Genomic DNA, 23892 nt, shown 5'->3' with positions numbered 1-23892 from the left:
TTATCTGTTAAATAATAATCGTTTTCCGGCACGAACATCCTTTACTTTAAAGTTGTTATAAACCATTTCACCATTTACAAAAGTATGGGTAATTCGTGATTTAAAAGTGAAATTTTCAAACGGAGACCAGCCACACTTATATAAAATGTTTTCAGGCTTTACACTCCATGGCAAACTTGGATTTACAATAACCAAATCGGCATAATAGCCTACTTTGATAAAACCTCTTTTTTCGATTTTAAAAATCTTGGCAGGATTATGACACATTTTCTCAACGATTTTCTCAACGCTTATTTTACCCTGATGATACGCTTCAAACATTGCAATAACCGCATGCTGCACTAAAGGTCCTCCTGAAGGCGCATTTAAATAAGACTGTAATTTTTCTTCTTTTGTATGCGGTGCATGATCGGTTGCAATAACATCAATGCGACCGTCATTTAAGGCTTTCCAAAGCTCTTTTCTGTCTTCATCCGTTTTTACAGCCGGATTCCATTTAATGAAATTTCCTTTGGTTTTGTAATCTTCATCGGTAAACCAAAGATGATGCACACAAACCTCAGCCGTAATTTTTTTATCTTCCAACGGAATTTTATTCGTAAACAATTCCATTTCTTTGGCAGTTGAAAGATGAAAAATATGCAGACGGGCTCCGGTTTTTTTTGCCAGCGCCACTGCTTTTGAAGATGAAATGTAGCACGCCTCAGCACTTCTGATTAAGTTATGGGCTGTTACCGGAACATCATCTCCGTATTTTTCTTTGAATTCTGCCAAATTATTCTGAATCGTAGTTTCATCTTCGCAATGAACTGCAATCAGCATTGGTGTACTTGAGAATATTTTTTCTAAAACTGCTTCGTTGTCAACCAGCATATTTCCGGTTGAAGAACCCAGAAAAATCTTGATTCCGGCAACATTTTTTGGATTCGTTTTTAAAACTTCTTCCAGATTATCATTGGTCGCCCCCATCATAAACGAATAATTCGCAAATGATTTTACTTCGGCAATTTGATATTTATCTTCTAAAATTTCCTGAGTGACCGCATTCGGAACCGTATTTGGCTGTTCGATGAAAGAAGTAATTCCACCGGCAACAGCTGCTCTGGATTCAGATTCAATATCCCCTTTATGCGTTAATCCCGGTTCTCTAAAATGTACCTGATCGTCAATTGCGCCCGGAATCAGATAACTTCCTTCTGCGTCTATTACTTTACAATCGGATGATTTTAGACTGATGCTATCTGCAACTTCAACAATTAAGTCGTTTTCGATTAAAACATCTCCTTCAAAAATTGACCCTTCGTTTACAATTTTAGCATTTTTAATTAAAATCCTGTTCATCGCCGTTCGTTTATAGTGTGTTGAATAATTTTTTTAATCGGAGAGAAATAACTCCAAGTATCGCTTCTTTAATAATAGCATTGCTCATTTTTGAAACCCCCTTGGTTCGATCTGTAAAAATAATCGGAACTTCTGTTATTTCAAATTTAGCACAATAAGTTCTATATTTCATTTCGATTTGAAAAGCATATCCAACAAATTTTATTTTATCCAGATTTATCTTTTCTAAAACCTCTCTTTTATAACAAACAAAACCTGCTGTCGCATCATGAATTTTCATTCCGGTAATAAACTTAACGTAAACCGAAGCAAAATATGACATCAATACCCTACTTAAAGGCCAGTTTACCACATTTACACCTGTAACATAACGAGATCCTACAGCTAAGGAAGCTCCTCCAAAATGACAGGCGTCATATAATTTTTCGAGATCGTTTGGGTTGTGTGAAAAATCAGCATCCATTTCAAAAATGAAATCATATTTTCGTTCCAGAGCCCATTTAAAACCATGTACATAAGCCGTACCAAGACCCGCTTTTTTTGCTCTTTTCTCAAGAAACAGTCTTTCCGGAAATTCTTCCTGAAGCGCAATTACTTTATTAGCAGTACGGTCCGGCGAATTATCATCGATAATTAGAAGGTGAAAAGATTTATGTTGCGAAAGTACAGCACGTACTATACTTTCTATGTTTTCAATTTCGTTATAGGTAGGAATTATGACAATACTATCATTCATTTTTTCTGCGTAATTTCACCGCAAAAGTAAACTTTTTATAGCATTTGGTTCATAATAAATCCATAATAAAAGTATTGACACAAAAAATTACTAATTTTGTATCGTTATGATTGAACAGCTCCATCCCAGAATTATAGAAAACAAAGATTGGGCAACACTTTTATTTGTGTTGGCTTTTGCCGTTGTTGCCATTACTAAATCTGCTTATGAAAATAGGTTCAGTGAATTTACAAAACTTATTTTCTCAGATAAATATGTAAAAATTTACCGAGATGTTTCGCATTTAAAAAGCAGTTTCACTGTAGGTCTATTTATTGTGCAGATTGTTTCGTATGCTTTTTTCATCCAATTGACCATGCATGTTTTTGGATATGCTGCCAAATCAGACTGGATGCTTTTTACACAAATTGCTACTTTTTTGACCTATTTTATCATAGCGAAATATTTAATCGAAAAAATCATAGGAACTTCTTTCAATATTGATGAGTTTGTTGACCTTTTTAACTTACAAAAAGCGACGTATAGAACCTATATTGGTCTGTTAATCCTCCCTGTTAATGCGATTTTGTTTTATCGTGACGATGTATCCAAAATCGTACCACTAGCAATAATAGGCGTTTCGGCATGTATAAGTATGTTTTCCTACTTTATTTCAATTAAAACTTATCAAAATACAATAATCAACAAATTATTTTATTTTATTTTGTATCTTTGCGCTCTTGAAATAGCCCCTTATTATTTCCTCTATTACTGGATTACAAAAGAGATGGCTTGGTAAATGTTTATAATATGAAAGTGAAAACAATTTTGGTGTCACAGCCTGAACCTAAAGTGGAAAACTCCCCTTACTTTGAGCTCCAACAGAAACACAAAATAAAAATTGATTTCAGACCTTTTATTCATGTGGAGGGAGTTAGTGCAAAAGAGATCCGATTACAAAAAATCGATCTTAATCATTACACTGCAATCATTTTAACGAGCCGAAATGCGGTTGATCATTTTTTCAGGGTAGCTGACGAAATGCGTTACAAAGTTCCTGAAGGATTGAAATATTTTTGTCAATCTGAAGCGGTGGCTTTTTACCTGCAAAAATATGTGGTGTACAGAAAACGTAAAATTTACGTAGGAGCCAAAGATTTTGCAGATTTATCACCACTTATCAAAAAGTACAAAGATGAAAAATTCCTGCTTCCGGCATCTGATCAGTTAAATGCAGACGCTCCCGTAACATTAAACGGATTGAAAGTAGATTGGGCACAAGCGATTTTTTACAGAACTGTAATGAGTGACTTATCTGATTTAGCCGATGTTTATTATGATGTTCTGGCTTTTTTCAGTCCAACTGGAATAAAATCATTGTTCAAAAACTTTCCTGATTTTAAACAAAACAATACCAGAATTGCTGTATTTGGAAGCACAACTCAAAAAGAGGCTTTGGATCATGGCTTAAGAATTGATATTCTTGCACCAACACCAGAAACACCATCTATGACAATGGCTTTAGAAAAATATGTTGCTGAAGCTAACAAAGGAAAATAAATCCTCACCAACCTAAAAATATTTAAATTCCAAACTCCAACTCTCTGTTGGGATTTGGAATTTTTCTTTTCAAAGCATTTTAAGTACATTTGATTTCTATTCCAAAGCCAAATTAGAAAAATAGTTTCAAATTTTAAGTTATGAAAATCAACTCTCTTTTAATCGAAATTGACGGTATCGATAAAGAAATCCTTAGATATCTTATGGACGATGCGAGAAAACCTATTCTCCAAATTGCAAACAAAATAGGTATTTCGGGAGCTGCGATTCATCAGCGATTGAAAAAACTGGAACAATCCGGCGTGATTTCAGGGTCGAAATTTACTGTAAATCCAAAAGTTCTCGGTTATAACACAATGGCATTTATTGGAGTTTACTTAGACAAAGCTTCCCGAAATTCTGAAGCCGTAAAAGATTTAAAAAAGATTCCGGAAGTTCTGGAATGCCATTACACCACAGGAAACTGGTCGGTTTTGATTAAGATTATCTGTCGCGACAATGAGCATCTAATGCAGCTGTTAAATACTAAAATTCAAGCAATTGAAGGTGTTTCAAGAACTGAAACCTTCATTTCACTCGATCAGCAGATTGACAGGCAGATTCAGCTGTAACATTAGATATTGTGCCAATTTGATAATTTACTTAATTAGAAAATTCGGCAATTTTGATAATTAGATAATTTTAAAAACTACATCAAATAACAAACCCGACAGATTTTAAAATCCTATCGGGTTTTGTAATAAATTATCTAATTGACTAATTATCTAAATTGTCACATTAAAAATTAGTTTCTTCTGCTTCCTGAGTAAATCGAAATATAATATAATAATGTTGCTATTGAACCAATAGCCGCTACTACATAAGTCCTTGCAGCCCATTTTAAAGCATCTTTTGCACCAGCCTGCTCCTGTTGCGTCAGCATTCGTTTATTTTCTAACCAGGCTAATGCTCTATTACTTGCATCATATTCAACCGGCAAAGTTATAATCGTAAACAATGTTGTTGCGGCAAAAATCACGATACCCACTAACAATAATTGAGGAAAAACTCTAATCATCAGTATTCCCGCCAATAAAATCCATTGTACATAATTTGATGCTATACTCACAATAGGAACTAATGCCGAACGCATTGTCAGCCATTCATAACCAATGGCATGCTGTACAGCATGACCACATTCGTGTGCTGCAACAGCTGCAGCAGCTGCGTTTCTGTGATTATAAACCGCTTCACTCAAATTAACCGTTTTATCTGCCGGATTGTAATGATCTGTCAATTGTCCCGGAGTCGAAATTACACGAACGTCATGAATACCATTATCCGCCAGCATTTTTTCAGCAATTTCCCTTCCGCTCATTCCGTTTTGCAATTGCAGTTTCGAGTATAACTCGAATTTACTTTTTAACCTTGAACTTACCAGCCAGCTGAATAACATGATTGCTCCGGCAAGAATAATATACGAACCTCCCATATTTATGTTTTTTTAGTTTATGTTTTCTATTGTAATAAACAACAATTTACGAACCATTTTTGTAAAATGCCAAAATGACACACAACTTTAAATTTTTATTGTGAATTTTTCGCAAACTAAAACACAAACTTGCCATTTTGCAGAAATCTATCAGTAAAGTCAATCAAACAGTGAGATTCCTAAGAAATGACAAAATATGTGTTAAAACAAAAAATCCCAAACCCCAACAAAAATTGGAATTTGGAATTTTAATCCCGAAGCTATCGGGATGGAATTTAAAACTATCCCACAAGATTAATGATCTTCCCAGGAACAATAATCACTTTATTTGGTGTTCTTCCGTCCAATTGTCTTTGCGTTCTTTCGTCTTTCATTACGATTTCTTCAATTTGTTCCTTGGTTAAATCCAAAGGCAATTCGATGGTGAAACGCATTTTTCCGTTGAAAGAAACTGGGTATTCTTTATTGGTTTCAACTAAATGTTTTTCTTCAAAGATTGGAAAAGCAACATCAGAAATTGAAGTTGTATGTCCTAACTGCGACCATAATTCCTCAGCGATATGCGGTGCGTAAGGCGAAACCAAAATTGCTAATGGTTCTAAAATTGCTCTGGAATGACAATTTTGAGAAGACAATTCATTCACACAAATCATAAACTGAGAAACCGAAGTATTGAAAGAGAAATTCTCAATATCATCAGCTACTTTTTTGATTGTTTTATGCAATGATTTTAAGTTGTCTTTTGTTGGTTCGTCGTTGTTTACGAATAAACCGTTATCATCAAAATACAATCTCCATAATTTTTTCAGGAAACCAAAAACTCCCGAAATACCAGCAGTATTCCAGGGTTTTGCCTGCTCTAACGGACCTAAGAACATTTCGTATAGACGTAATGTATCAGCACCGTATTCGTTACAAATATCATCTGGCGTTACTACATTGTATTTTGATTTCGACATTTTTTCGACTTCGCGGCCTACAATGTATTTCCCGTTATCGTCTAAGATAAATTCAGCATCAGCGTAATCTTCTCTCCATGATTTGAATTTTACAACATCTAATTCATCAGAAGAATTTACCATTGAAACATCAGCGTGAATTGGCTGTACTTTTTGATCTCTAATTTTATTTTTAGAAACAAAACTATTTGTTCCTTCAATTCTATAAACAAACGCACTAGTTCCCAAAATCATTCCCTGATTGATCAGTTTTTTGAATGGCTCTTCGGTTGGAGCCAAACCTTTGTCTTTTAAGAATTTGTTCCAGAAACGAGAATACAATAAGTGACCCGTTGCGTGCTCGCTTCCTCCAATATATAAATCAACACTTTCCCAGTAAGCCAAAGCTTCTTTGCCTGCAAATTCATTTTCATTATGCGCATCCATATAACGCATCCAATACCATGAACTTCCTGCCCAGCCTGGCATTGTATTTAATTCTAAAGGAAAAATCGAAACATTGTCAACTAAATCGGTATTGACAACTTTATTATTTTTAGAATCCCAAGCCCAAACAACTGCATTTCCTAACGGAGGCAAACCATCTTCGGTTGGTAAATATTTTTCAACTTCCGGTAAAATAATCGGCAAATGCTGCGCGTCAATCATTTTTGGAAGTCCATTCACATAATAAACCGGGAATGGCTCACCCCAATAACGCTGACGAGAGAAAACCGCATCACGCAAACGGTAATTGGTTTTACCGGTTCCCTGCCCGATTTCTTCTAATTTTTCGATTGCTTTTTTAGTAGCCTCTTTATAATTCAATCCGTTTAAGAAATCCGAATTTGCGATTTCAACGTTATCTTTTGAACCGTAAGCCGCTTCAGAAATATCAACATTTGCGAAGATATTTTTGATTTCCTGCATTCCGTTCTTACCTTTAAAGAAATTAGCAAAAGCATAATCTCTTTCGTCTCCACAAGGAACCGCCATTACAGCACCGGTTCCGTAACCAGCCAAAACATAGTCACCAATCCACACCGGAATAGCTTCTTTTGTAAATGGATGTTCGGCATAAGCTCCGGTAAATACTCCCGAAATCGTTTTTACATCAGCCATACGCTCGCGCTCCGAACGTTTTGAGGTTTTTTCGATATACGCTTCAACGGCTGCTTTTTGTTCCGGAGTTGTAATTTTAGCCACCAAATCATGTTCTGGAGCCAAAGTCATAAAAGTAACTCCAAAAATAGTATCAGGTCTTGTTGTAAATACGGAAATAGTTTCTGGTTGTTGGTTGTTGGTTGTTGGAATCACATTGAAAGTTACCATCGCACCAACACTTTTTCCAATCCAGTTTCTTTGAGACTCTTTTATAGACTCGCTCCAGTCGATATCATTTAGACCCTGAAGCAGGCGTTCGGCATAAGCAGAAATTCGCATACTCCATTGTGTCATTTTTTTTCTTATAACAGGAAAGCCTCCACGCTCCGAAACTCCGTTTACAATTTCGTCATTTGCCAGAACAGTTCCTAAGCCAGGACACCAGTTTACCTCAGTTTCCGCCAAATAAGTTAATCTGTATTGTAAAAGGATTTTTTCTTTTTGGTTTTCAGAATACGAATTCCATTCGACAGCAGTGAAAATGGCAACGTTATCATCACAAACAGCTTCAACAGCAGCATTTCCTTCTTCTTCAAAAACTTTTACAAGCTCTGAAATTTCAAAAGCCTTTCCTTGTTTTTTGCAATACCAGGAATTAAACAATTGAATAAAAATCCATTGTGTATGTTTATAATAATCCGGATTTGAAGTACGAACTTCACGCGCCCAGTCAAATGAAAATCCGATTTTATCTAATTGCTTTCTGTATCCGGCAATTTGTTTTCCTTCTTTATCTACTCCACCGTCAATATTTACGCGTGTAGTGTCTTCCGGACGCTGTCCTGTCTGGATCGCATATTGTTCTGCCGGCAATCCGAAACTGTCGTACCCCATTGGATGCAAAACATTAAAGCCCTGATGTCTTTTGAAACGAGAATACACATCTGAAGCAATATACCCAAGCGGATGCCCAACGTGTAATCCCGCTCCTGACGGATAAGGAAACATATCGAGAACATAATGCTTTGGTTTTTCAGAGTTGTTTTTTGCTGCAAAAGTTTGATTTTCTGCCCAATATTTTTGCCATTTGGCGTCAATTTCGTTTGGATTGTATTTCATTCCTTGTTTATATTTTTTATTTTAGATGGAGTCATGCTTTCGCTCACTCAGGTCATTTTTTTTGAGTTGCTAAGTTACTGAGTAACTAAGGTTCTAAGTTTTAAGTCCGCAAATTTACATTTATTGCGCATTGTAGCAAAGCTATTTCACTGACAAACAAATAAAATAACAAAATACGTATTTTATTTAAGTAAAAATACGTAACATTGCAATCAAAAATACGTATTTAAGATAATCGATTATCAAAAAAAGTTTCTTTTAAATCTGCATCGATGAGTGAGAATAAAAAATACAATGTCGAAGTCCGGCTTTGGATTGAAGAGTCTGATGGACCATTTTTGGGCATTGGGAAAATCTGGCTGCTTGAAAATATCAGGAAAACCGGATCAATTACCAATGCTGCCAAAGAAATGAAAATGGCATATCGTCAGGCCTGGCAATTGGTCGAAGAAATGAACCAGCGTGCGGAATCTCCTTTGGTCGAAAAACTGCTGGGCGGAAAAGGCGGCGGCGGTGCACGATTAACCGAAGCCGGCGAAAAGGCTATAAGTGTATTTTATGAAATCGAAAAACGAATTAAGGATTTTGCCATTAAAGAAACTCAAAACCTGAAATTTTAAAAATTTAAACAGCAGTATTCATTTTAAAACATAATGAATTTCATCAAAGAGCTAAATCAAATAACCAAAACCAAATTTAACACTCTTCAGTATTCATTTAAAAACATACTGAATTATTTTCTAATTTATATGAAATTAAAAACTATTCCATTATTACTCTTTCCACTCCTCGGATTCAGTCAGCAAAACAATTCAACACCGATTGATTCTATTAAAAAAACAAATATTTTCATGTTGGGAGAAGTAATCGTAACAAATCATCAAAATAAAGATACCTTGAACCGGGTTACCTCAAAAACAATGGAAGCGCAGAACAAAATGGAGGTTTCAAGAGCTTTAAACCTGCTTCCGGGAGTTAGCCTCACCGCATCAGGCCCAAGAAACGAATCGATGGTTTCTGTTCGGGGTTTCGACTTAAGGCAGGTTCCGGTTTATATGGACGGAATTCCCGTATATGTTCCGTATGACGGTTATGTGGATTTGGCACGTTTTACCACTTTTGATTTAGCCGCAGTTGATGTTTCAAAAGGATTTTCATCAGTGCTTTATGGACCAAATTCGCTTGGCGGTGCAATCAATTTAATTTCGAGAAAACCTTCAAAAAAATTAGAATACGATGGATCCCTTGGAATGATTAATGAAAACGGATACAAAGGAAACCTCAACATCGGCTCAAATTTGGGCAAATTTTATGTTCAGGGAGGTTATTCGTATTTCGACAGAAATTCTACCCGAATGTCATCCGGTTTTGTTCTGATGAAAAACGAAGATGGTAGCGAAAGAGATAATTCGTATCGAAATGACCAGAAAATAAGCTTTAAAATCGGGTGGACTCCAAACAAAAAAAATGAATATGTGTTAGGATACATCAATCAGCAGGGCGAAAAAGGCAATCCTGTTTATGCAGGCAGTGACACTCAAAATTCGCTTTTGGCTAAACCCCGTTTCTGGCAATGGCCGGTTTGGGACAAAGAAAGTTACTACTTCATTTCAAACTCAGATTTCGACGACAAAAACAGTTTTAAAACCAGATTGTATTTTGACCGTTTCAAAAATATTCTGAAAAGTTATGACGATGCAACCTATTCGACAATAACAAAACCGTATGCGTTTGAAAGTTTGTACAACGATTATACCTATGGCGGAAATCTGGAATTCAACACCAAAATAATTCCGAAAAACGATTTTAAAATTGCCGTACATTTTAAAGAAGATGTTCACCGTGAAAACAATGTTGGCGAACCGATACGCCATTTTACAGACAACACCATTTTAATTGGAATTGAAGATATTTATAAAATTTCAAATAAATTAACGGTAATTCCAGGCGCGAGTTACAATATCAGAAAGAATATCGAAGCCGAAGATTACAACACTACAACTAAAGTAATTTCAGATTATCCGGCAGCGGATGCCAGCGATGCTTTTAATACTCAAATCGGGCTTTTTTATCAATTCAATGAAACGCAGAAATTAGGCACAACAATTTCACAAAAGACACGATTTGCAACCATCAAAGACCGTTACTCGTACCGAATGGGGACAGCAATCCCAAATCCGGATTTAAAACCGGAAACAGCCGTAAACTATGAGTTGAACTATACCGGAAAAATTAATGACAAACTGAGTTTTCAAACCGCATTGTTTTACAGTTCGCTTACTGATGCCATTTTAAGCGTAAGCAATGTTCAGCCGGGGAAATCACAAATGCAGAATTTTGGAGAGGCGGCATACAAAGGAATTGAAGCACAGCTGAATTATGCTATTTTAGAAAATTTATCTTTTAATGCCAATTACACTTATATCGAAAGAAAAAATATCACCAGCCCAAATATTCATTTTACAGATGTTCCGAATACAAAAGTAATAGGGACTTTAGAATACAGTCCGATTAAGATTCTAAAGCTAATTGCAAATTCCGAATTTAATTCTTCCCGTTACAGTACCAGTTACGGCACCGATGTACCTGATTATACAATTCTGAATTTCTACGCTTCGGGCAAAATACTGAAAAACTTTAGCTTTGATGCCGGAATCAACAATCTGTTCGATAAAAACTACAGCCTCGTTGAAGGTTATCCCGAAGAAGGAAGAAACTTCTTTGTGACACTTCGATTTTTCAGTTCAAACTAAATCCAAAACTTTTTATATGAAAACTACAAATTACATTCTTATTCTACTGATTGGACTTTGCTGCAGTATGTGTAATTCTTCTAAAAAAGAACAAACTCTTTCCTCAGAAAAAATCTCGCACCCCGACGATGACAAACATCCTGTTCTTTCAGCAGCCGACAGTTTAAAAATGGTCAATCATCAAATTGAAGTAAAAGGCGATGTCGAGTTTCCGCTTCAACTGACTGTTGATTCCTTAAAAAAGATGAAAGTGATTACAATTGATGACTTCAAAGTCGTTTGCCAAAGTGGTGAGGTAAAAAAAGACAATAAAGTTTGTAAAGGTGTTTTGTTAAAAGATATTCTGAAAAAAGCCAAAATCAAACAAAACGGTCATAAAGACAGAAACTTTTATATTGTAGCCAGAGCTTCTGATGATTATAAAGCGACTTTTTCGTGGGCTGAAATTTTCAATAATCCGACAGGAGAAAATACGCTCATTCTTTTTGAAGAAAATGGCAAACCAGTTAAAAATGGCGAAATGATTGCGATTTGTAAAAATGATATTAAAACCGGACCCCGACATGTTTATTGGCTAAAAAGTATTGAAGTTTATAAAGTGAAATAGCTTTTTTAAAGTTCAAAGTTGCAAAGACTCATAGCTACAAAGGTTTTTTTATAATGTTTATTTCAATATCTAATTGTACATTTATAGTATAAAAGTTCGTTAATAACTTTAAATAAAGAAATTCTTTATTATTTTTACCACATAATTTAAGCAGACTATGAGTTCTAACTTTGATAAATTTCAAAAGCGCAGGTTAATTTCCTCTTATTTTTCGGTAGTATTAAGTGTATTCTTGGTTTTATTCCTTTTGGGAGTACTGGGATTATTCATTATCAATTCAAAAAAACTGGCCAATGATTTTAAAGAAAAAATCGCCATGACGGTTTTCTTTAAAAACGAAGCAACAGACAGTGTTACCAAAGCATTTGATACCGAATTGAAAAGAGCTCCTTTTGCAAAATCATATGTTTACGTTACCAAAGAAAAAGCTGCTAAAGACCATACTGATATCATTGGAGAAGATTTCCTGACCTTTTTGGGAGAAAACCCATTATTGAATTCTTATGATATACATTTAAAAGCAGATTATGTTGAAAGAGATAGTATCATCATAATTGAAAATAAACTGCGCAAAAACGCGATGATCGAAGATATTGTTTACGATAAACAATTAGTAAACTTAGTAAATGACAATATCAAAAAAGTAAGTATGTGGATTTTGATTATCAGTGGCTTCCTTGCGGTGATTGCTGTTTTATTAATCAACAGTTCATTGCGTTTGTCTATTCATTCAAACCGATTTATTATCAAGACCATGCAGATGGTTGGCGCTACAAAAGCATTCATTCGCAAGCCTTTTGTAATGCGTAGTGTAAAATTAGGAATGTTAGGTGCAGCATTGGCAATTGTTGCCTTGATCGCACTTTTACTTTATGTGGAAAGCAATTTCCCGGGATTAGGAATTCTGGAGGACAAAGCTTTAATCGGCTTAGTATTGCTTGCAGTGTTTGGTTTAGGGGTTTTAATTACCTGGGTAAGTACACACTTTGCCACACAGCGTTTCCTTAATTTAAGAACAGACGATCTATATTAATTTTAGATTTTAAAACAAAAGCCCTTCGACTCCGCTCAGGGTGACAAAATATACAGATGAAAAACAATATTAAAGAAGAACCGCAATTTCAGCCACAAAAACAGGAATTTCTTTTTGATGGTATTAACTACAAAATTCTTTTAATCGGAATTGGCGTTATCGTATTAGGATTTATTTTAATGTCTGGCGGAGGAAGTGATAATCCTAATGTATTTAATGAGGATGTTTTTAGCTTTAGACGTATCAGACTGGCTCCAACAACTGTTTTGATTGGTTTTGGAATCACGATTTATTCTATTTTCAAAAAATCTAAATAGACTATTTTAGACTTCTTAGACTTTCTTAGATCTTTAGGTTATTAGATTAATCTTTTAAAAGTCTAAAATCTAAGATGTCTAAAAATCTAAAAATCTAATTTTAATGAATACATTACAAGCAATTCTTATTGCAATAGTCGAAGGACTAACAGAATACCTTCCTGTTTCTTCTACAGCACACATGATTTTTACAAGTTCTTTTTTTGGAATACAGGAAGATGATTTTGTAAAATTATTTCAGGTTTCCATTCAGTTTGGCGCTATTTTGGCCGTTGTAGTTTTGTACTGGAAGAAATTTTTTGACTTTAGTAAAATCAATTTTTACGTTAAACTTGCATGTGCTGTGATTCCGGCTTTGATTTTAGGAAAATTATTTGATGACAAAATCGATGCTATTTTAGGAAATCCTATTCCGATTGCTGTTGTTTTAATCCTGGGCGGAATTGTATTGCTTTTTATAGACAATCAATTCAAAAACCCAACTATTGTTAACGAAGAAGATATTACGATAAAAAAAGCCGTAACCATTGGTTTCTGGCAATGTTTAGCAATGATGCCCGGAACAAGTCGTTCTGCAGCCTCTATAATTGGAGGAATGCAGCAAGGATTAGACAGACAGACTGCTGCCGAATTTTCATTTTTCTTAGCCGTTCCAACAATGCTGGCAGTTACAACATATTCTTTGTTATTAAAAACTTATGAGACTTCTCAATTAAAAGGTTACGAATTATTGACACAATCCCCGGACAATCTGAAATTGTTTTTGATTGGAAATGTAATTGCATTTGTAGTAGCCATTATTGCGATAAAATCCTTCATCGGAATCATAAAAAAATACGGATTTAAACCATGGGGTTATTACAGAATTATTGCCGGAATACTTTTACTGGCTTATTTTTCATTAAATAAATAGATTTGAAAACTCCTCAAGAATATTTAGACGGACAAGTTTTACTGATAGACAAACCTTTAAAATGGAGTTCGTTTCAGGCAGTCAATAAATTAAAATATCTTTTGATTAATAAAGTTGGACTTCCAAAAAAGTTCAAAATTGGTCATGCCGGGACTTTAGATCCTTTAGCTACCGGATTATTATTGATCTGTACAGGAAAATTTACCAAACGAATTTCTGAACTTCAGGGGCAGGCCAAAGAATATACCGGAACCTTTTATATTGGTGCTACTACTCCATCTTATGATTTAGAAACCGAAATTGATCAGACATATCCAACTGAACATATTGACGAAACTTTGATTCACGAAACAGTAAAAAAGTTTTTAGGAGAAATCGATCAAAAACCTCCCATTTTTTCAGCCATTAAAAAAGATGGTGTCCGCTTGTATGAACATGCACGTGCAGGAGAAACTATAGAAATAGAAAGCAGAAAAACAACTATTCATGAATTTGAAATTACACGAATAGCATTACCTGAAGTTGATTTTAGAGTCGTTTGCAGCAAAGGAACTTATATACGCTCCTTGGCTTATGACTTTGGAAAAGCAATGGGCTCAGGTTCGCATTTGACTGTTTTGCGCCGAACTAAAATTGGTGATTACGATGTTAAAGACGCTATTGATATTACGCTGTTTGAGGAAAGTCTTAAAACAGAATAGAAATAAAAAAAGCACATTACCATTGTCTCCTTTGTAATGTGCTTATACCAGCTCCCCAGATGAAAATAATATTATTTCATACTCTATGTATTTAATAGTGAGGTATATTTTTTCCTCCAAATAAAAATCTGGAAAAAAAATCGTAGAATCTTTCGAATAACTTTTTCATGACAGTGTATTTTTTAATTATTAAACATTAAATAAAACACCATAAAAAAAGTAAATCTATAATAGAAATGGGATTATATTACTAAAGGTACAAAATTTAAACTTAGAAATAACATTTTTAATGTCTTTTTTATTACTAAAATTCTTGTTCTCAGCCAATTACCGTTAAAACCAATCTTTTCAACGATATTTCGTACAAAATTATAATCGGTTATATTTTATGTTTTCCATAATTTGCACTAATTCTTCCTGAACAGAAGTTCCTTTGTCTGCTAAATACCATAATTGTAAATCGGTTTTGATTTTTTCATCCACAACACCAAAATCCCTTTTATAATCAGCCATCAGTTCTGCTGCCCCTTTTGGTCTTGGTCCCCAATCTGTGCGTACAATTCCGGCTTCTTTACAAATCACAATAACTTTTGGGATCGCCCTTCCTCCATTAGTTAAATATTGACTCATTAATTCATCATTTTCATCTCTTAAAACAATTCTGAGATCAATTTTCTTATCCGATGCCAGAGCCATCTTGTTTAATATTGGAAGTATCTGAGCAGCATCACCACACCATCCTTCAGAGATAACCAGCCATATATAATGATTGTCCAGATTTTGCAGTTTCGAGATTACATCTTCAGAAATTTTGATGGTTTTCTCCAGACGATTCATTCTGGCCTCATTCAAACTCGTATAATGTGTTAAACTTTCAGATTGCTGATCACCTGTTGATTTTCCTTCAGATAACAAATCGGTAACTAATTTTCGATATTCAGTATAAGAATAACTATTGAATAATGCTCTGGCTACAATACTTTTCATATTTGTTTCGTTTTGATTCCATAAAAATACACTTTTTAAGAAGATTACTGAATGACTTTTATCACATTCAAAAAAAACTAATAAGCAATAAAAATTTAATTAGAAAAGAACAATTAATTTTTTAAAACACTATTTTAAAAAAACAGAATATGTCTATATTTGCACAAACAAAAGCAACACACATGAAATACAAAAGAATTCTTCTAAAATTAAGCGGCGAAGCCTTAATGGGAGACTTACAATACGGAATTGACCCGAAAAGACTAGCCGAATATGCCGATGAAATTAAGCAAATTCACAGCAAAGGAGTAGAAATTGCTATTGTTATTGGAGGAGGAAATATTTTTAGAGGAGTTGCCGGAGCTAGTTCAGGGATGGACAGAGTACAAGGTGATTATATGGGAATGTTAGCTACTGTTATAAACGGAATGGCATTGCAGGGTGCTCTTGAAGACAAAGGAATGAAGACCCGTTTGCAAACTGCTTTGAAAATGGAATCTATTGCAGAACCTTATATCAAAAGAAGAGCAGACCGTCACCTTGAAAAAGGAAGAATCGTAATTTTTGGTGCCGGTACAGGAAATCCTTATTTTACTACCGATACAGCAGCAGTTTTGAGAGGAATCGAAATCAATGCTGATGTTATTCTAAAAGGAACACGTGTAGATGGTGTTTACGATTGTGATCCTGAAAAAAATGCTTCAGCAGTAAAATTTGACTTTATTTCTTTTGATGATGTAATCAAAAAAGGACTAAACGTAATGGATACAACAGCTTTCACATTAAGCCAGGAAAATAAATTACCAATTGTTGTTTTTGACATGAATAAAATTGGAAATCTTTTGAAAATCTGCGAAGGCGAAAACATAGGAACTGTAGTAAATATTTAGACTGCTTAGATTGTTAGAATTTAGATTATTAGATTTCTATCTATTTCGACAATCTTATAATATTCAAAAAATAAAAAATCATATTAGTTAGTATAATCAGATAATTGCTTTTCTAGAAAAATCTGAAAATCCAAAAGTCTGAAAATCTAAAAATCTAAAAAAATGAGTGAAGAAATAGATTTTATATTAGAAAGTACTGAAGAATCAATGAATGGTTCTATTGCACATTTAGAAAAAGAGTTTCTTAATATCCGTGCAGGTAAAGCTTCTCCGGCTATGCTTGGAAGTGTTTTTGTAGATTATTACGGATCGGCAACGCCACTTTCTCAAGTGTCAAAAATCAGTGTTCCTGATGCAAGAACCATTACACTACAGCCTTTTGAAAAAAACATGCTGCAAGTTATCGAAAAAGCAATTATGGTTGCCAATATTGGTTTCAATCCAATGAATAATGGTGACGTAATTATCATCAGTGTTCCTCCTTTGACAGAAGATCGTCGTAGAGAGCTAGCAAAACAGGCAAAAGCTGAGGCTGAAGATGCAAAAATAGGTGTTCGTAATGTGCGTAAAGATGCAAATACTGATATTAAAAAATTAGAAAAAGAAGGAACTTCTGAGGACATTTGTAAATCTGCTGAAGAAGAAGTTCAGAATTTAACAAATACTTACATCAAAAAAATTGATGAATTATTGGCTGTTAAAGAAGCCGAAATCATGAAAGTGTAACATATTTGACATAAAATTAAGAATCCGTTTGGTTAAAATTGTACCAGACGGATTTTTTTATTCTTATTTTTGCATCCAAAATCATATCTTGATTTGAAACCATAATACTCTGTATGAAGCTATTCTGTTTACTAACTTTGTTTTTTACCCTTTCTACACAGGCGCAATTTCAAATAAACGGAATTGTAAACGACCAAAAAAACAAACCGCTGCCGTTTGCGACTATTACAACTTTAGACAATAACAATACTATTACAGATGTTGATGGAAAATTTACACTTTCCTCAAAAGTAAAAATCAGTTCTTTTACCGTTTCTTACATTGGTTATCAAAAGAAAATTATTACCGTTTCAGACAATAAAAAGTTTTATCCAATTTCGCTTAAACAGACAACCGATAATCTGAAAGAAGTTGTCATTCCAAATGAAAATCCTGCATTAGCGATTTTAAGAAAGGTTATTATCTATAAAAACAATAACAATCCGCAGAAAAAACTAAACAGTTTTGAGTATAAAACATACAACAAACTGATTGTAACAGCTAATCCCGATTCAATTCAGGGCAGGATTGATTCCTCTGCTTCTTATAAAGATCTAAAGAAAAAAAGAATCAACGTTGATTCTTCTGATTATAAATTTAAGGAAATCATCAGTAAACAGCATTTGTTTCAGACAGAGAAAGTATCACAATATCAATTCGGGGACAGGAAGCTCAAAGAAACGATTCTTGGAACAAAAATGGCCGGTTTTAAACAGACGATTTACGAAATTATTGCGTTCAATTTACAATCTATTTCTATTTATGATTCGAAATATGAACTTTTTGAAACCAAATACAATAACCCGGTTTCTAACGATGCCTTAAAAGATTACAATTATAAATTATTGGATACTGTTCCTATTAAAGGCCGAGACACCTATATGATTTATTTTAAGAATAAGAAAAAAAGAAGAGCATCCGGTTTAGAAGGTGTTTTATATATTGATCAGGAAAATTATGCCATTGCAAAAGCTGTAATGCGTATAAAAGGGGTACTAGACATTAGCGGAATCCATGAATTTGAGTATGTTCCCGAAGAAAAAATCTGGTTCCCGGGAAATACTACTTTCAAAATTGTAAAAGGCAAGAATGATGATGACATTAATATCTTAGGTGGAACCATTCAGTTTGACGGAGATGTTGAAGAAGCTTTTGAAACCAGGAAAAAAAGTGCTTCTGATTTTACTTATGTACTTTCAGAAAGCAACAATTTCGATATTCATTACAACACAACTGCACCAATAAACAAACCATCACTTTATATCGAAATTAAAGATGATGCCAGTAAAAAAACAGAAGACTTTTGGAACCAATACCGAAAGGAAAATCTTGATTTAAAAAGTCAGAAAACCTATTTGTTGTTAGACAGCATTTCGATTCGTAACAGAGTCGAAAAACGCTTAGGAATAGGCCGAAAAATCATCAACGGTTTCTACCCGATAGGTCCTGTTGATCTTGATTTGAAAAAAATTATCAGCTACAACAACTACGAAGGATTCAGACTCGGACTTGGCGGTATTACAAATGATCGTTTTTCTAAAAATTTCCGTATTGAAGCTTATACTGCTTATGGAACTAAAGACGGAGTTTTTAAATACAGTACCGGCGCAGGAGTTTTGCTTGACAAAAGTACCAACACATGGATTAATTCCTATTATGCAGATGATGTAAGAGAAATTGCAAGTACTGTATTTGCAGTAGATAAGCGTGTTTTTAAAATTTACGACCCAAGACCCATAAATATTAGTACTTTTTACGAATATTCCGGCTGGAGAAGTAATATTCAGACCAAAATTATTCCAAAAACAGAAGCTATTTTAGAAGTATCCAGAAATCAAATTGAACCTAAATTTGACTATCTCTTTAATTTAAACGGAAAATTATATTCAAGCTATGTCATGACCACAACTATGCTTTCTATAGTTTGGGCGCCATTTAGTGATTACATGCAGACACCAACGGGCAGAAACGAAACTGAAAAACGATTTCCAAGATTTACTTTTCAATATACGCAGTCTTTGCCAAATGTTTTAGATAATGATTTTTCATTCAGCAAAATAGATTTTAAAACTGAATATGAAAAAAAATATCTAAACGGTCAAAAAACCAGTTTTTTATTGCAGGGAGGTTATGCAACAGGAGATGTGCCCATAACACATTTGTACAACACTATGCCAAATAACCTTAATAAAGAAACGATTATTCAGCGTCTTACCTTTTCCGGAAGGAACAGTTTTGAAACCATGTATTTTAATGAATTTTTCTCCAGTCAGTATGCTTTCTTTCAGATCAAACACGGTTTTGACCGAATTAAAATAATGAAAAAAGTGCGTCCTTCATTAGTATTAGTAACAAGAATGGCCTGGGGAAATATGCAAAAACCCGAACAACATGTTGGCCCAACTTATAAAACACTAAATAAAGGCTTTTTTGAATCAGGAATTGAGTTAAACAAGATTTTTAAAGGTTTTGGCTTAGGAGGATTTTATCGTTACGGGCCAAATCAATTACCTAAATTCGAGGACAATATTGCAGTTAAGATTTCTTATATATTGGATTTAGGATTATAAATTGAATAGTTAGGAGCTTGTTCCTACTGTACACTATATCTTTTATGCCTCCCGATAGCTATCGGGACGGACACAAAAGGATGCCGTTCCCATCAGGGCTAAGGCTTCAGGTTTCAAAAGAAATTTCATTAGTAATTAATAAAGCGTAATAAAAAAATAAAATCCCAAATTCCAGTTTATTACAATGGAATTTAGGATTTTTAATATTCGGATTTCAGCCCTTATGGTTTCAAAATCAAAACCGATGGTGTATTATTGAGCCAGATGCTTTGAGATTCTATTAATTTTTTCCAGCTGTCTAAACTTATAATCATTAAATTTTGAGTTTCCAAAAACTCCTTTTTAATAGTTCTGTCGTGCATAATCATAATATGGTTTGGAGCAATCTGTTCAATCGAACGAATACTTTCCTGCATATCACGGGTGCTTTTTATATCACCACTTGCATCAAGAACTGTAATTTGCGAGCCGTTATTATTGATTAATTTCTTGGCATAATCAATTAAAAAAGAATCTTCTTCACTAAAAATCGGCATAAAAATTTTATCTACTTCTTCCATATCCTTGTCAATAAAAATACCAACCGGCATTTTTGTTTTGGCAATAATGTGACGTGTCCGTTCATCAAAAGGAGAATTTTCGAACAAACCTTCTTTTCCGGTGAATTTATCAATCAATCGGTCCGGATTTACAATCCTGGACGTAAACCCAAGTATTTTTCCAAGCAAAGTTCCTTCAAAAATAGATTGCCCTAAACCTACCAGCAACAAATCGTATTCTCCCTGATTTGCTGTGTCTATGATTTCTGCATCAATATCATTAGTTACTTTAAATACACTTACCATATTCTGGTTCAAACGTTCTGATTCTTCGATAACAGGAACCAGCATTTTACGTTCATGGTCTTTTACATCAAAAGAGTGAATTTCAGTACTTAATGATAAATGCATCGCTGTTACAATCGAATTATCTGATTGTTTTTTGACTAAACTATTAGCAACTTGCAAAAGTTTTTTTCCCCTTTCCGGAGTTGCAAACGAAAGCAGGATTTTGTACTTGCTTTTATTTCCAATTTCCTGCGGAACAACTGTTGGTTTTTCCTTAAAAATATAACCAATAAAATCCAGGGCAGGGCCAGTCATAAAAGTAGTAACCAAAGCCATAATGACCATCATCGTAAAAATTTCAGTCGACAAAACTCCCAGATCATAACCAATATTTAAAACAACCAATTCCATCAATCCACGCGTGTTCATTAACGCTCCGATAGCTAAACTGTCTTTCCAGTTCTGTCCCACAAATTTTGCAGCCAAAGCGCTTCCAAAGAATTTCCCGGCCACTGCAACTGCAATAATCACAGCTGTCACTTTCCATAAATACGGATCGTTAAGCAAACCAATTTGTGTACGTAATCCTGTAAATACAAAGAATAATGGCAACAGAACGATGATAGAAACATCTTCTACTTTTTCGATAAAAATATTTCTGAATTTATTGTTTTCCGGCATAATGGCTCCTGCTAAAAATGCGCCAAACAAAGCATGGATTCCAATTAATTCTGAAGCGTATGAAGAAAATAAAAGTGTTATAAAGAAAATAGCCACCACTGGTTTATTCAAACTTTGTCGGGTTGAATTTAAATCTCCCACACGTTTCAGGAATGGACGAACTATTTTCAACATGATAATCACATATAAAATTGCCAGCCCTATAACATATAAAGCACTTGTAAATGAACCCGCTTTTACAATAGCAATTACAACAGCCAGAATACACCAGGCCGTAATATCATCTGCAGCGGCACATGTAATAGCAATAGTCCCTAATTTTGTTTTTTGCATCCCGCGTTCCTGAACTATTCTGGCCAAAACCGGAAAAGCGGTAATACTCATCGCAATTCCCATAAATAATCCGAAAGAAGCAAATTCAACTCCTTCAGGTGCAAAAGTACCATAAATGAAATAGGCTAAAGATAATCCCAGTGCAAACGGAATAACAATACTGGCGTGACTGATAACAACCGATTCATGGGCTTTATTTTTCAGCACTTTCAAATCCAGTTCCATCCCTATTACAAACATGAAAAGAATTAAACCAATTTGACTTAAAAACTGCAGGTTTCCTAAAGATGCTGCCGGAAATAATGCTGCTGAAAATTCCGGAAAATACATCCCGACCAAAGAAGGTCCTAAAACAATTCCGGCAATCATTTCTCCAATTACTGATGGTTGTCCTATTTTTCGAAAAAACCAACCGAACAGACGTGCAGCCAAAATTATAGTTACAATTTGAGCCAGTAAAATAGCCAGAGGATGCTGTAGGTTTTCAATCATAGAATGTAAAAAGTCATTCCAGTGATTGCTTTCGATTTTTTTTTCAACGATTCCACGTCCCGTTTCAAGTGAAGCGCCTTTAGAAATTACCCAATATATCAAAGCGGTAAAACCTCCAATGACCGTAACGTAGAATAAAGAATTTTTAATATTATTCATAATTCGTATTTTAAATTATGGGGCAAATATCAGCACTGAAAACGTAGTGGAAAAGTAAATTTACAGCTAATTTTTAATCTATGTAACAAGTCCGAAAAACTTTGTAATAAGTTAGATTTTGACCTTTTTTAAAAAGTCAGAACGATACGTTTCGCTAAGAATTAACGTACTGTTTTTATCATTTTTTTCTAAATGATGCAAAACAATTTCGTTATGGTTAAAAAACTTTATGGCTTTTACTGCTACAATTTCTTTTTTATTTATCCTGCAAAATTCAGTTTCAGGCAGTTCTTTCAACAAGGTATCGAATTTAACATTTTTCAGGTTTAGAAAACCTCCGTCTGCAAGCAATACTGTTTTGTCACGGCTGTCGCTTACCGCAGTTTTGATATATTGAATCTGATTAAAATACAGCAGTGTCTTCCCTTTATCAGTATTTAACTGGATGAATTTTTTAGCTGCTTCAGGTTTATTAAAACGTTCAAAAGCTTTTGAGATTGCTTTTTGCAAACGTTCGAGTTTTACAGGTTTCGTAATATAATCTACAGCATCAATATTAAAAGCTTCGGCAGCATAATCTTTATAAGCCGTACAAAATATAACCAGTTTGTGCTGAATCATTTCGGCCAGATGCAAACCGTCAATTCCGGGCATTTCGATATCTGAAATCAATAAATCAAATTCGAGATCCGGAATTTCGGCCAATAATTTTTCAGGATTATTAAACGTTTTTACGATTTCTACTTCGGGAATTTGTTCGCAAAGCATTTTCAGATACGTTAATCCCGGTAACTCATCGTCCAGAAGCAAGCATTTCAGTTTTGTATTCAAGTAGATCTATTTTTAGATGAGCAATATAAATATCATTTTCTGTAAACCTTTCGAGTTTGAAGTTGTTTTTGTAAATGATTCTTAAACGGTGTTCCAAAGTCATATTTCCTAAACCGCTTCGTTCTTTTTTTAAAACCTTTTTATCTGAAATTTTATTCGAAACCGTCATAAAAAAAGCATTGTCCTTAAACTCGAAAACAACCGAAATAAACGCATCGGCACTTTGAAGATCGGCATGTTTAAAAGCATTTTCAATTAAATCGATCGAAATTAACGGTGCCAGCAAAGGCTGTTCGTATAATTTATCTTCTTTGTTGATGTTGGTTTTTATCTTTAACTCAAAAAGCGGACTGATTTTAATTTTATTGATTTCAATTAAATTGAGCGCAAAATCAATTTCTTCTTTAGCGGTGACAAATTTCTTTTTGCTTTCATATAAAATATAATCCAGAACATTCGCCAGTTTATCCAAAGCAAAATAAGTCTGGTAGGCATGAGACTGAATCGAATTTAGAATATTCTTAAACAAATGCGGATTCAGTTTGGATTCTAAAGTCTCTAATTGCAGGTCATTCACTTTCCTTTCAAGAGCATAAAAACTTTCTTCGGCATCTTCTTTTGATTTTTTGGCTTTCATCAATTGAAAAACCATCAAACCAATAATGACAATTAGCAATATAATAATTGCTATTAGTGTAAAAGTAATAACATTGTGTTCCTGCATGATACTGTTTTTTCAAAAAAATTCATTCTCCAAAAGATTAAAAAAACCGATGATCTGGTAT

At 34.2% G+C, this 23892-nt stretch carries 21 protein-coding genes; 13 read left to right on the top strand and 8 right to left on the bottom strand.

Features of this window, described 5'->3' with window-relative positions; genetic code table 11:
- Positions 1 to 1341, bottom strand: coding sequence for a dihydroorotase (locus tag DMB68_RS15195; protein ID WP_110347510.1), 1341 nt, complete (start codon positions 1339 to 1341; stop codon positions 1 to 3).
- Between the two features lie 10 nt (positions 1342 to 1351).
- Positions 1352 to 2077, bottom strand: a complete 726-nt coding sequence (locus DMB68_RS15190) for a polyprenol monophosphomannose synthase (protein ID WP_110347509.1) — start codon at positions 2075 to 2077, stop codon at positions 1352 to 1354.
- 106 nt (positions 2078 to 2183) lie between these two features.
- Between DMB68_RS15190 and DMB68_RS15185 the strand changes: the two genes are divergently transcribed.
- The 3 genes from DMB68_RS15185 (at position 2184) to DMB68_RS15175 (ending at position 4227) form a co-directional block, all read left to right on the top strand.
- The gene (locus tag DMB68_RS15185; protein WP_110347508.1) at positions 2184 to 2855 is read left to right on the top strand and encodes a DUF4271 domain-containing protein; all 672 of its coding nucleotides are present in this window, start codon (positions 2184 to 2186) and stop codon (positions 2853 to 2855) included.
- Positions 2856 to 2866: 11 nt separating this feature from the next.
- The gene (locus tag DMB68_RS15180; RefSeq protein WP_110347507.1) at positions 2867 to 3616 is read left to right on the top strand and encodes a uroporphyrinogen-III synthase; all 750 of its coding nucleotides are present in this window, start codon (positions 2867 to 2869) and stop codon (positions 3614 to 3616) included.
- Between the two features lie 140 nt (positions 3617 to 3756).
- On the top strand, positions 3757 to 4227 hold the full coding sequence (locus DMB68_RS15175) for an Lrp/AsnC family transcriptional regulator (protein WP_007811264.1): 471 nt from the start codon (positions 3757 to 3759) through the stop codon (positions 4225 to 4227).
- Positions 4228 to 4400: 173 nt separating this feature from the next.
- Here the strand turns inward: DMB68_RS15175 and DMB68_RS15170 are convergent, their stop codons facing one another.
- Both DMB68_RS15170 and leuS read right to left on the bottom strand, forming a co-directional pair.
- Entirely contained in the window at positions 4401 to 5087 is a 687-nt protein-coding gene (locus DMB68_RS15170; RefSeq protein ID WP_110347506.1) for a zinc metallopeptidase, read from the bottom strand.
- Between the two features lie 281 nt (positions 5088 to 5368).
- Positions 5369 to 8248, bottom strand: a complete 2880-nt coding sequence (gene leuS, locus DMB68_RS15165; protein ID WP_110347505.1) for a leucine--tRNA ligase — start codon at positions 8246 to 8248, stop codon at positions 5369 to 5371.
- 272 nt (positions 8249 to 8520) lie between these two features.
- Between leuS and DMB68_RS15160 the strand changes: the two genes are divergently transcribed.
- The 7 genes from DMB68_RS15160 to truB all read left to right on the top strand — a co-directional run bounded on the left by DMB68_RS15160 (position 8521) and on the right by truB (position 14572).
- Positions 8521 to 8868, top strand: a complete 348-nt coding sequence (locus tag DMB68_RS15160; RefSeq protein ID WP_110347504.1) for a winged helix-turn-helix domain-containing protein — start codon at positions 8521 to 8523, stop codon at positions 8866 to 8868.
- A gap of 129 nt (positions 8869 to 8997) precedes the next feature.
- A complete protein-coding gene (locus DMB68_RS15155; RefSeq protein WP_110347596.1) occupies positions 8998 to 11001 on the top strand; it encodes a TonB-dependent receptor plug domain-containing protein in 2004 nt (667 codons plus the stop codon).
- Between the two features lie 16 nt (positions 11002 to 11017).
- On the top strand, positions 11018 to 11608 hold the full coding sequence (locus DMB68_RS15150) for a molybdopterin-dependent oxidoreductase (RefSeq protein WP_165830149.1): 591 nt from the start codon (positions 11018 to 11020) through the stop codon (positions 11606 to 11608).
- A gap of 157 nt (positions 11609 to 11765) precedes the next feature.
- Positions 11766 to 12641, top strand: a complete 876-nt coding sequence (locus tag DMB68_RS15145; RefSeq protein WP_110347502.1) for a cell division protein FtsX — start codon at positions 11766 to 11768, stop codon at positions 12639 to 12641.
- A gap of 56 nt (positions 12642 to 12697) precedes the next feature.
- Complete coding sequence (locus DMB68_RS15140) at positions 12698 to 12958, top strand: DUF3098 domain-containing protein (protein WP_110347501.1); 261 nt, start codon at positions 12698 to 12700, stop codon at positions 12956 to 12958.
- Positions 12959 to 13061: 103 nt separating this feature from the next.
- Positions 13062 to 13871, top strand: a complete 810-nt coding sequence (locus DMB68_RS15135) for an undecaprenyl-diphosphate phosphatase (RefSeq protein WP_110347500.1) — start codon at positions 13062 to 13064, stop codon at positions 13869 to 13871.
- Positions 13872 to 13873: 2 nt separating this feature from the next.
- Positions 13874 to 14572, top strand: a complete 699-nt coding sequence (truB, locus tag DMB68_RS15130) for a tRNA pseudouridine(55) synthase TruB (protein WP_110347499.1) — start codon at positions 13874 to 13876, stop codon at positions 14570 to 14572.
- A gap of 369 nt (positions 14573 to 14941) precedes the next feature.
- Here truB and DMB68_RS15125 read toward each other — a convergent pair whose 3' ends face one another.
- On the bottom strand, positions 14942 to 15559 hold the full coding sequence (locus DMB68_RS15125; protein ID WP_110347498.1) for a thioredoxin family protein: 618 nt from the start codon (positions 15557 to 15559) through the stop codon (positions 14942 to 14944).
- A 182-nt stretch (positions 15560 to 15741) separates the two neighbouring features.
- Between DMB68_RS15125 and pyrH the strand changes: the two genes are divergently transcribed.
- The 3 genes from pyrH to DMB68_RS15110 all read left to right on the top strand — a co-directional run bounded on the left by pyrH (position 15742) and on the right by DMB68_RS15110 (position 19784).
- Positions 15742 to 16449, top strand: a complete 708-nt coding sequence (gene pyrH / locus DMB68_RS15120) for a UMP kinase (RefSeq protein WP_095953987.1) — start codon at positions 15742 to 15744, stop codon at positions 16447 to 16449.
- A gap of 162 nt (positions 16450 to 16611) precedes the next feature.
- Complete coding sequence (gene frr / locus DMB68_RS15115; protein ID WP_110347497.1) at positions 16612 to 17175, top strand: ribosome recycling factor; 564 nt, start codon at positions 16612 to 16614, stop codon at positions 17173 to 17175.
- Positions 17176 to 17288: 113 nt separating this feature from the next.
- The gene (locus tag DMB68_RS15110; protein ID WP_110347496.1) at positions 17289 to 19784 is read left to right on the top strand and encodes a DUF5686 family protein; all 2496 of its coding nucleotides are present in this window, start codon (positions 17289 to 17291) and stop codon (positions 19782 to 19784) included.
- Positions 19785 to 20005: 221 nt separating this feature from the next.
- On the opposite strand, the gene DMB68_RS15105 is transcribed toward DMB68_RS15110, so the two are convergent.
- The 3 genes from DMB68_RS15105 to DMB68_RS15095 form a co-directional block, all read right to left on the bottom strand.
- Positions 20006 to 22276 carry a cation:proton antiporter gene (locus tag DMB68_RS15105; protein WP_110347495.1) on the bottom strand — a complete coding sequence of 757 codons (2271 nt, stop codon included), beginning with the start codon at positions 22274 to 22276 and terminating at the stop codon, positions 20006 to 20008.
- A 111-nt stretch (positions 22277 to 22387) separates the two neighbouring features.
- Entirely contained in the window at positions 22388 to 23107 is a 720-nt protein-coding gene (locus tag DMB68_RS15100) for a LytR/AlgR family response regulator transcription factor (protein WP_110347494.1), read from the bottom strand.
- Positions 23070 to 23831, bottom strand: coding sequence for a sensor histidine kinase (locus DMB68_RS15095; protein WP_110347493.1), 762 nt, complete (start codon positions 23829 to 23831; stop codon positions 23070 to 23072). The genes DMB68_RS15100 and DMB68_RS15095 overlap by 38 nt, the downstream gene beginning before the upstream one ends.
- Positions 23832 to 23892: the final 61 nt, after the last annotated feature.

Origin of the sequence: Flavobacterium hydrophilum, from assembly GCF_003202405.1 — a bacterium.
Lineage (GTDB): Bacteria > Bacteroidota > Bacteroidia > Flavobacteriales > Flavobacteriaceae > Flavobacterium > Flavobacterium hydrophilum.
This window is presented reverse-complemented; position numbering and strand designations above follow the sequence as displayed.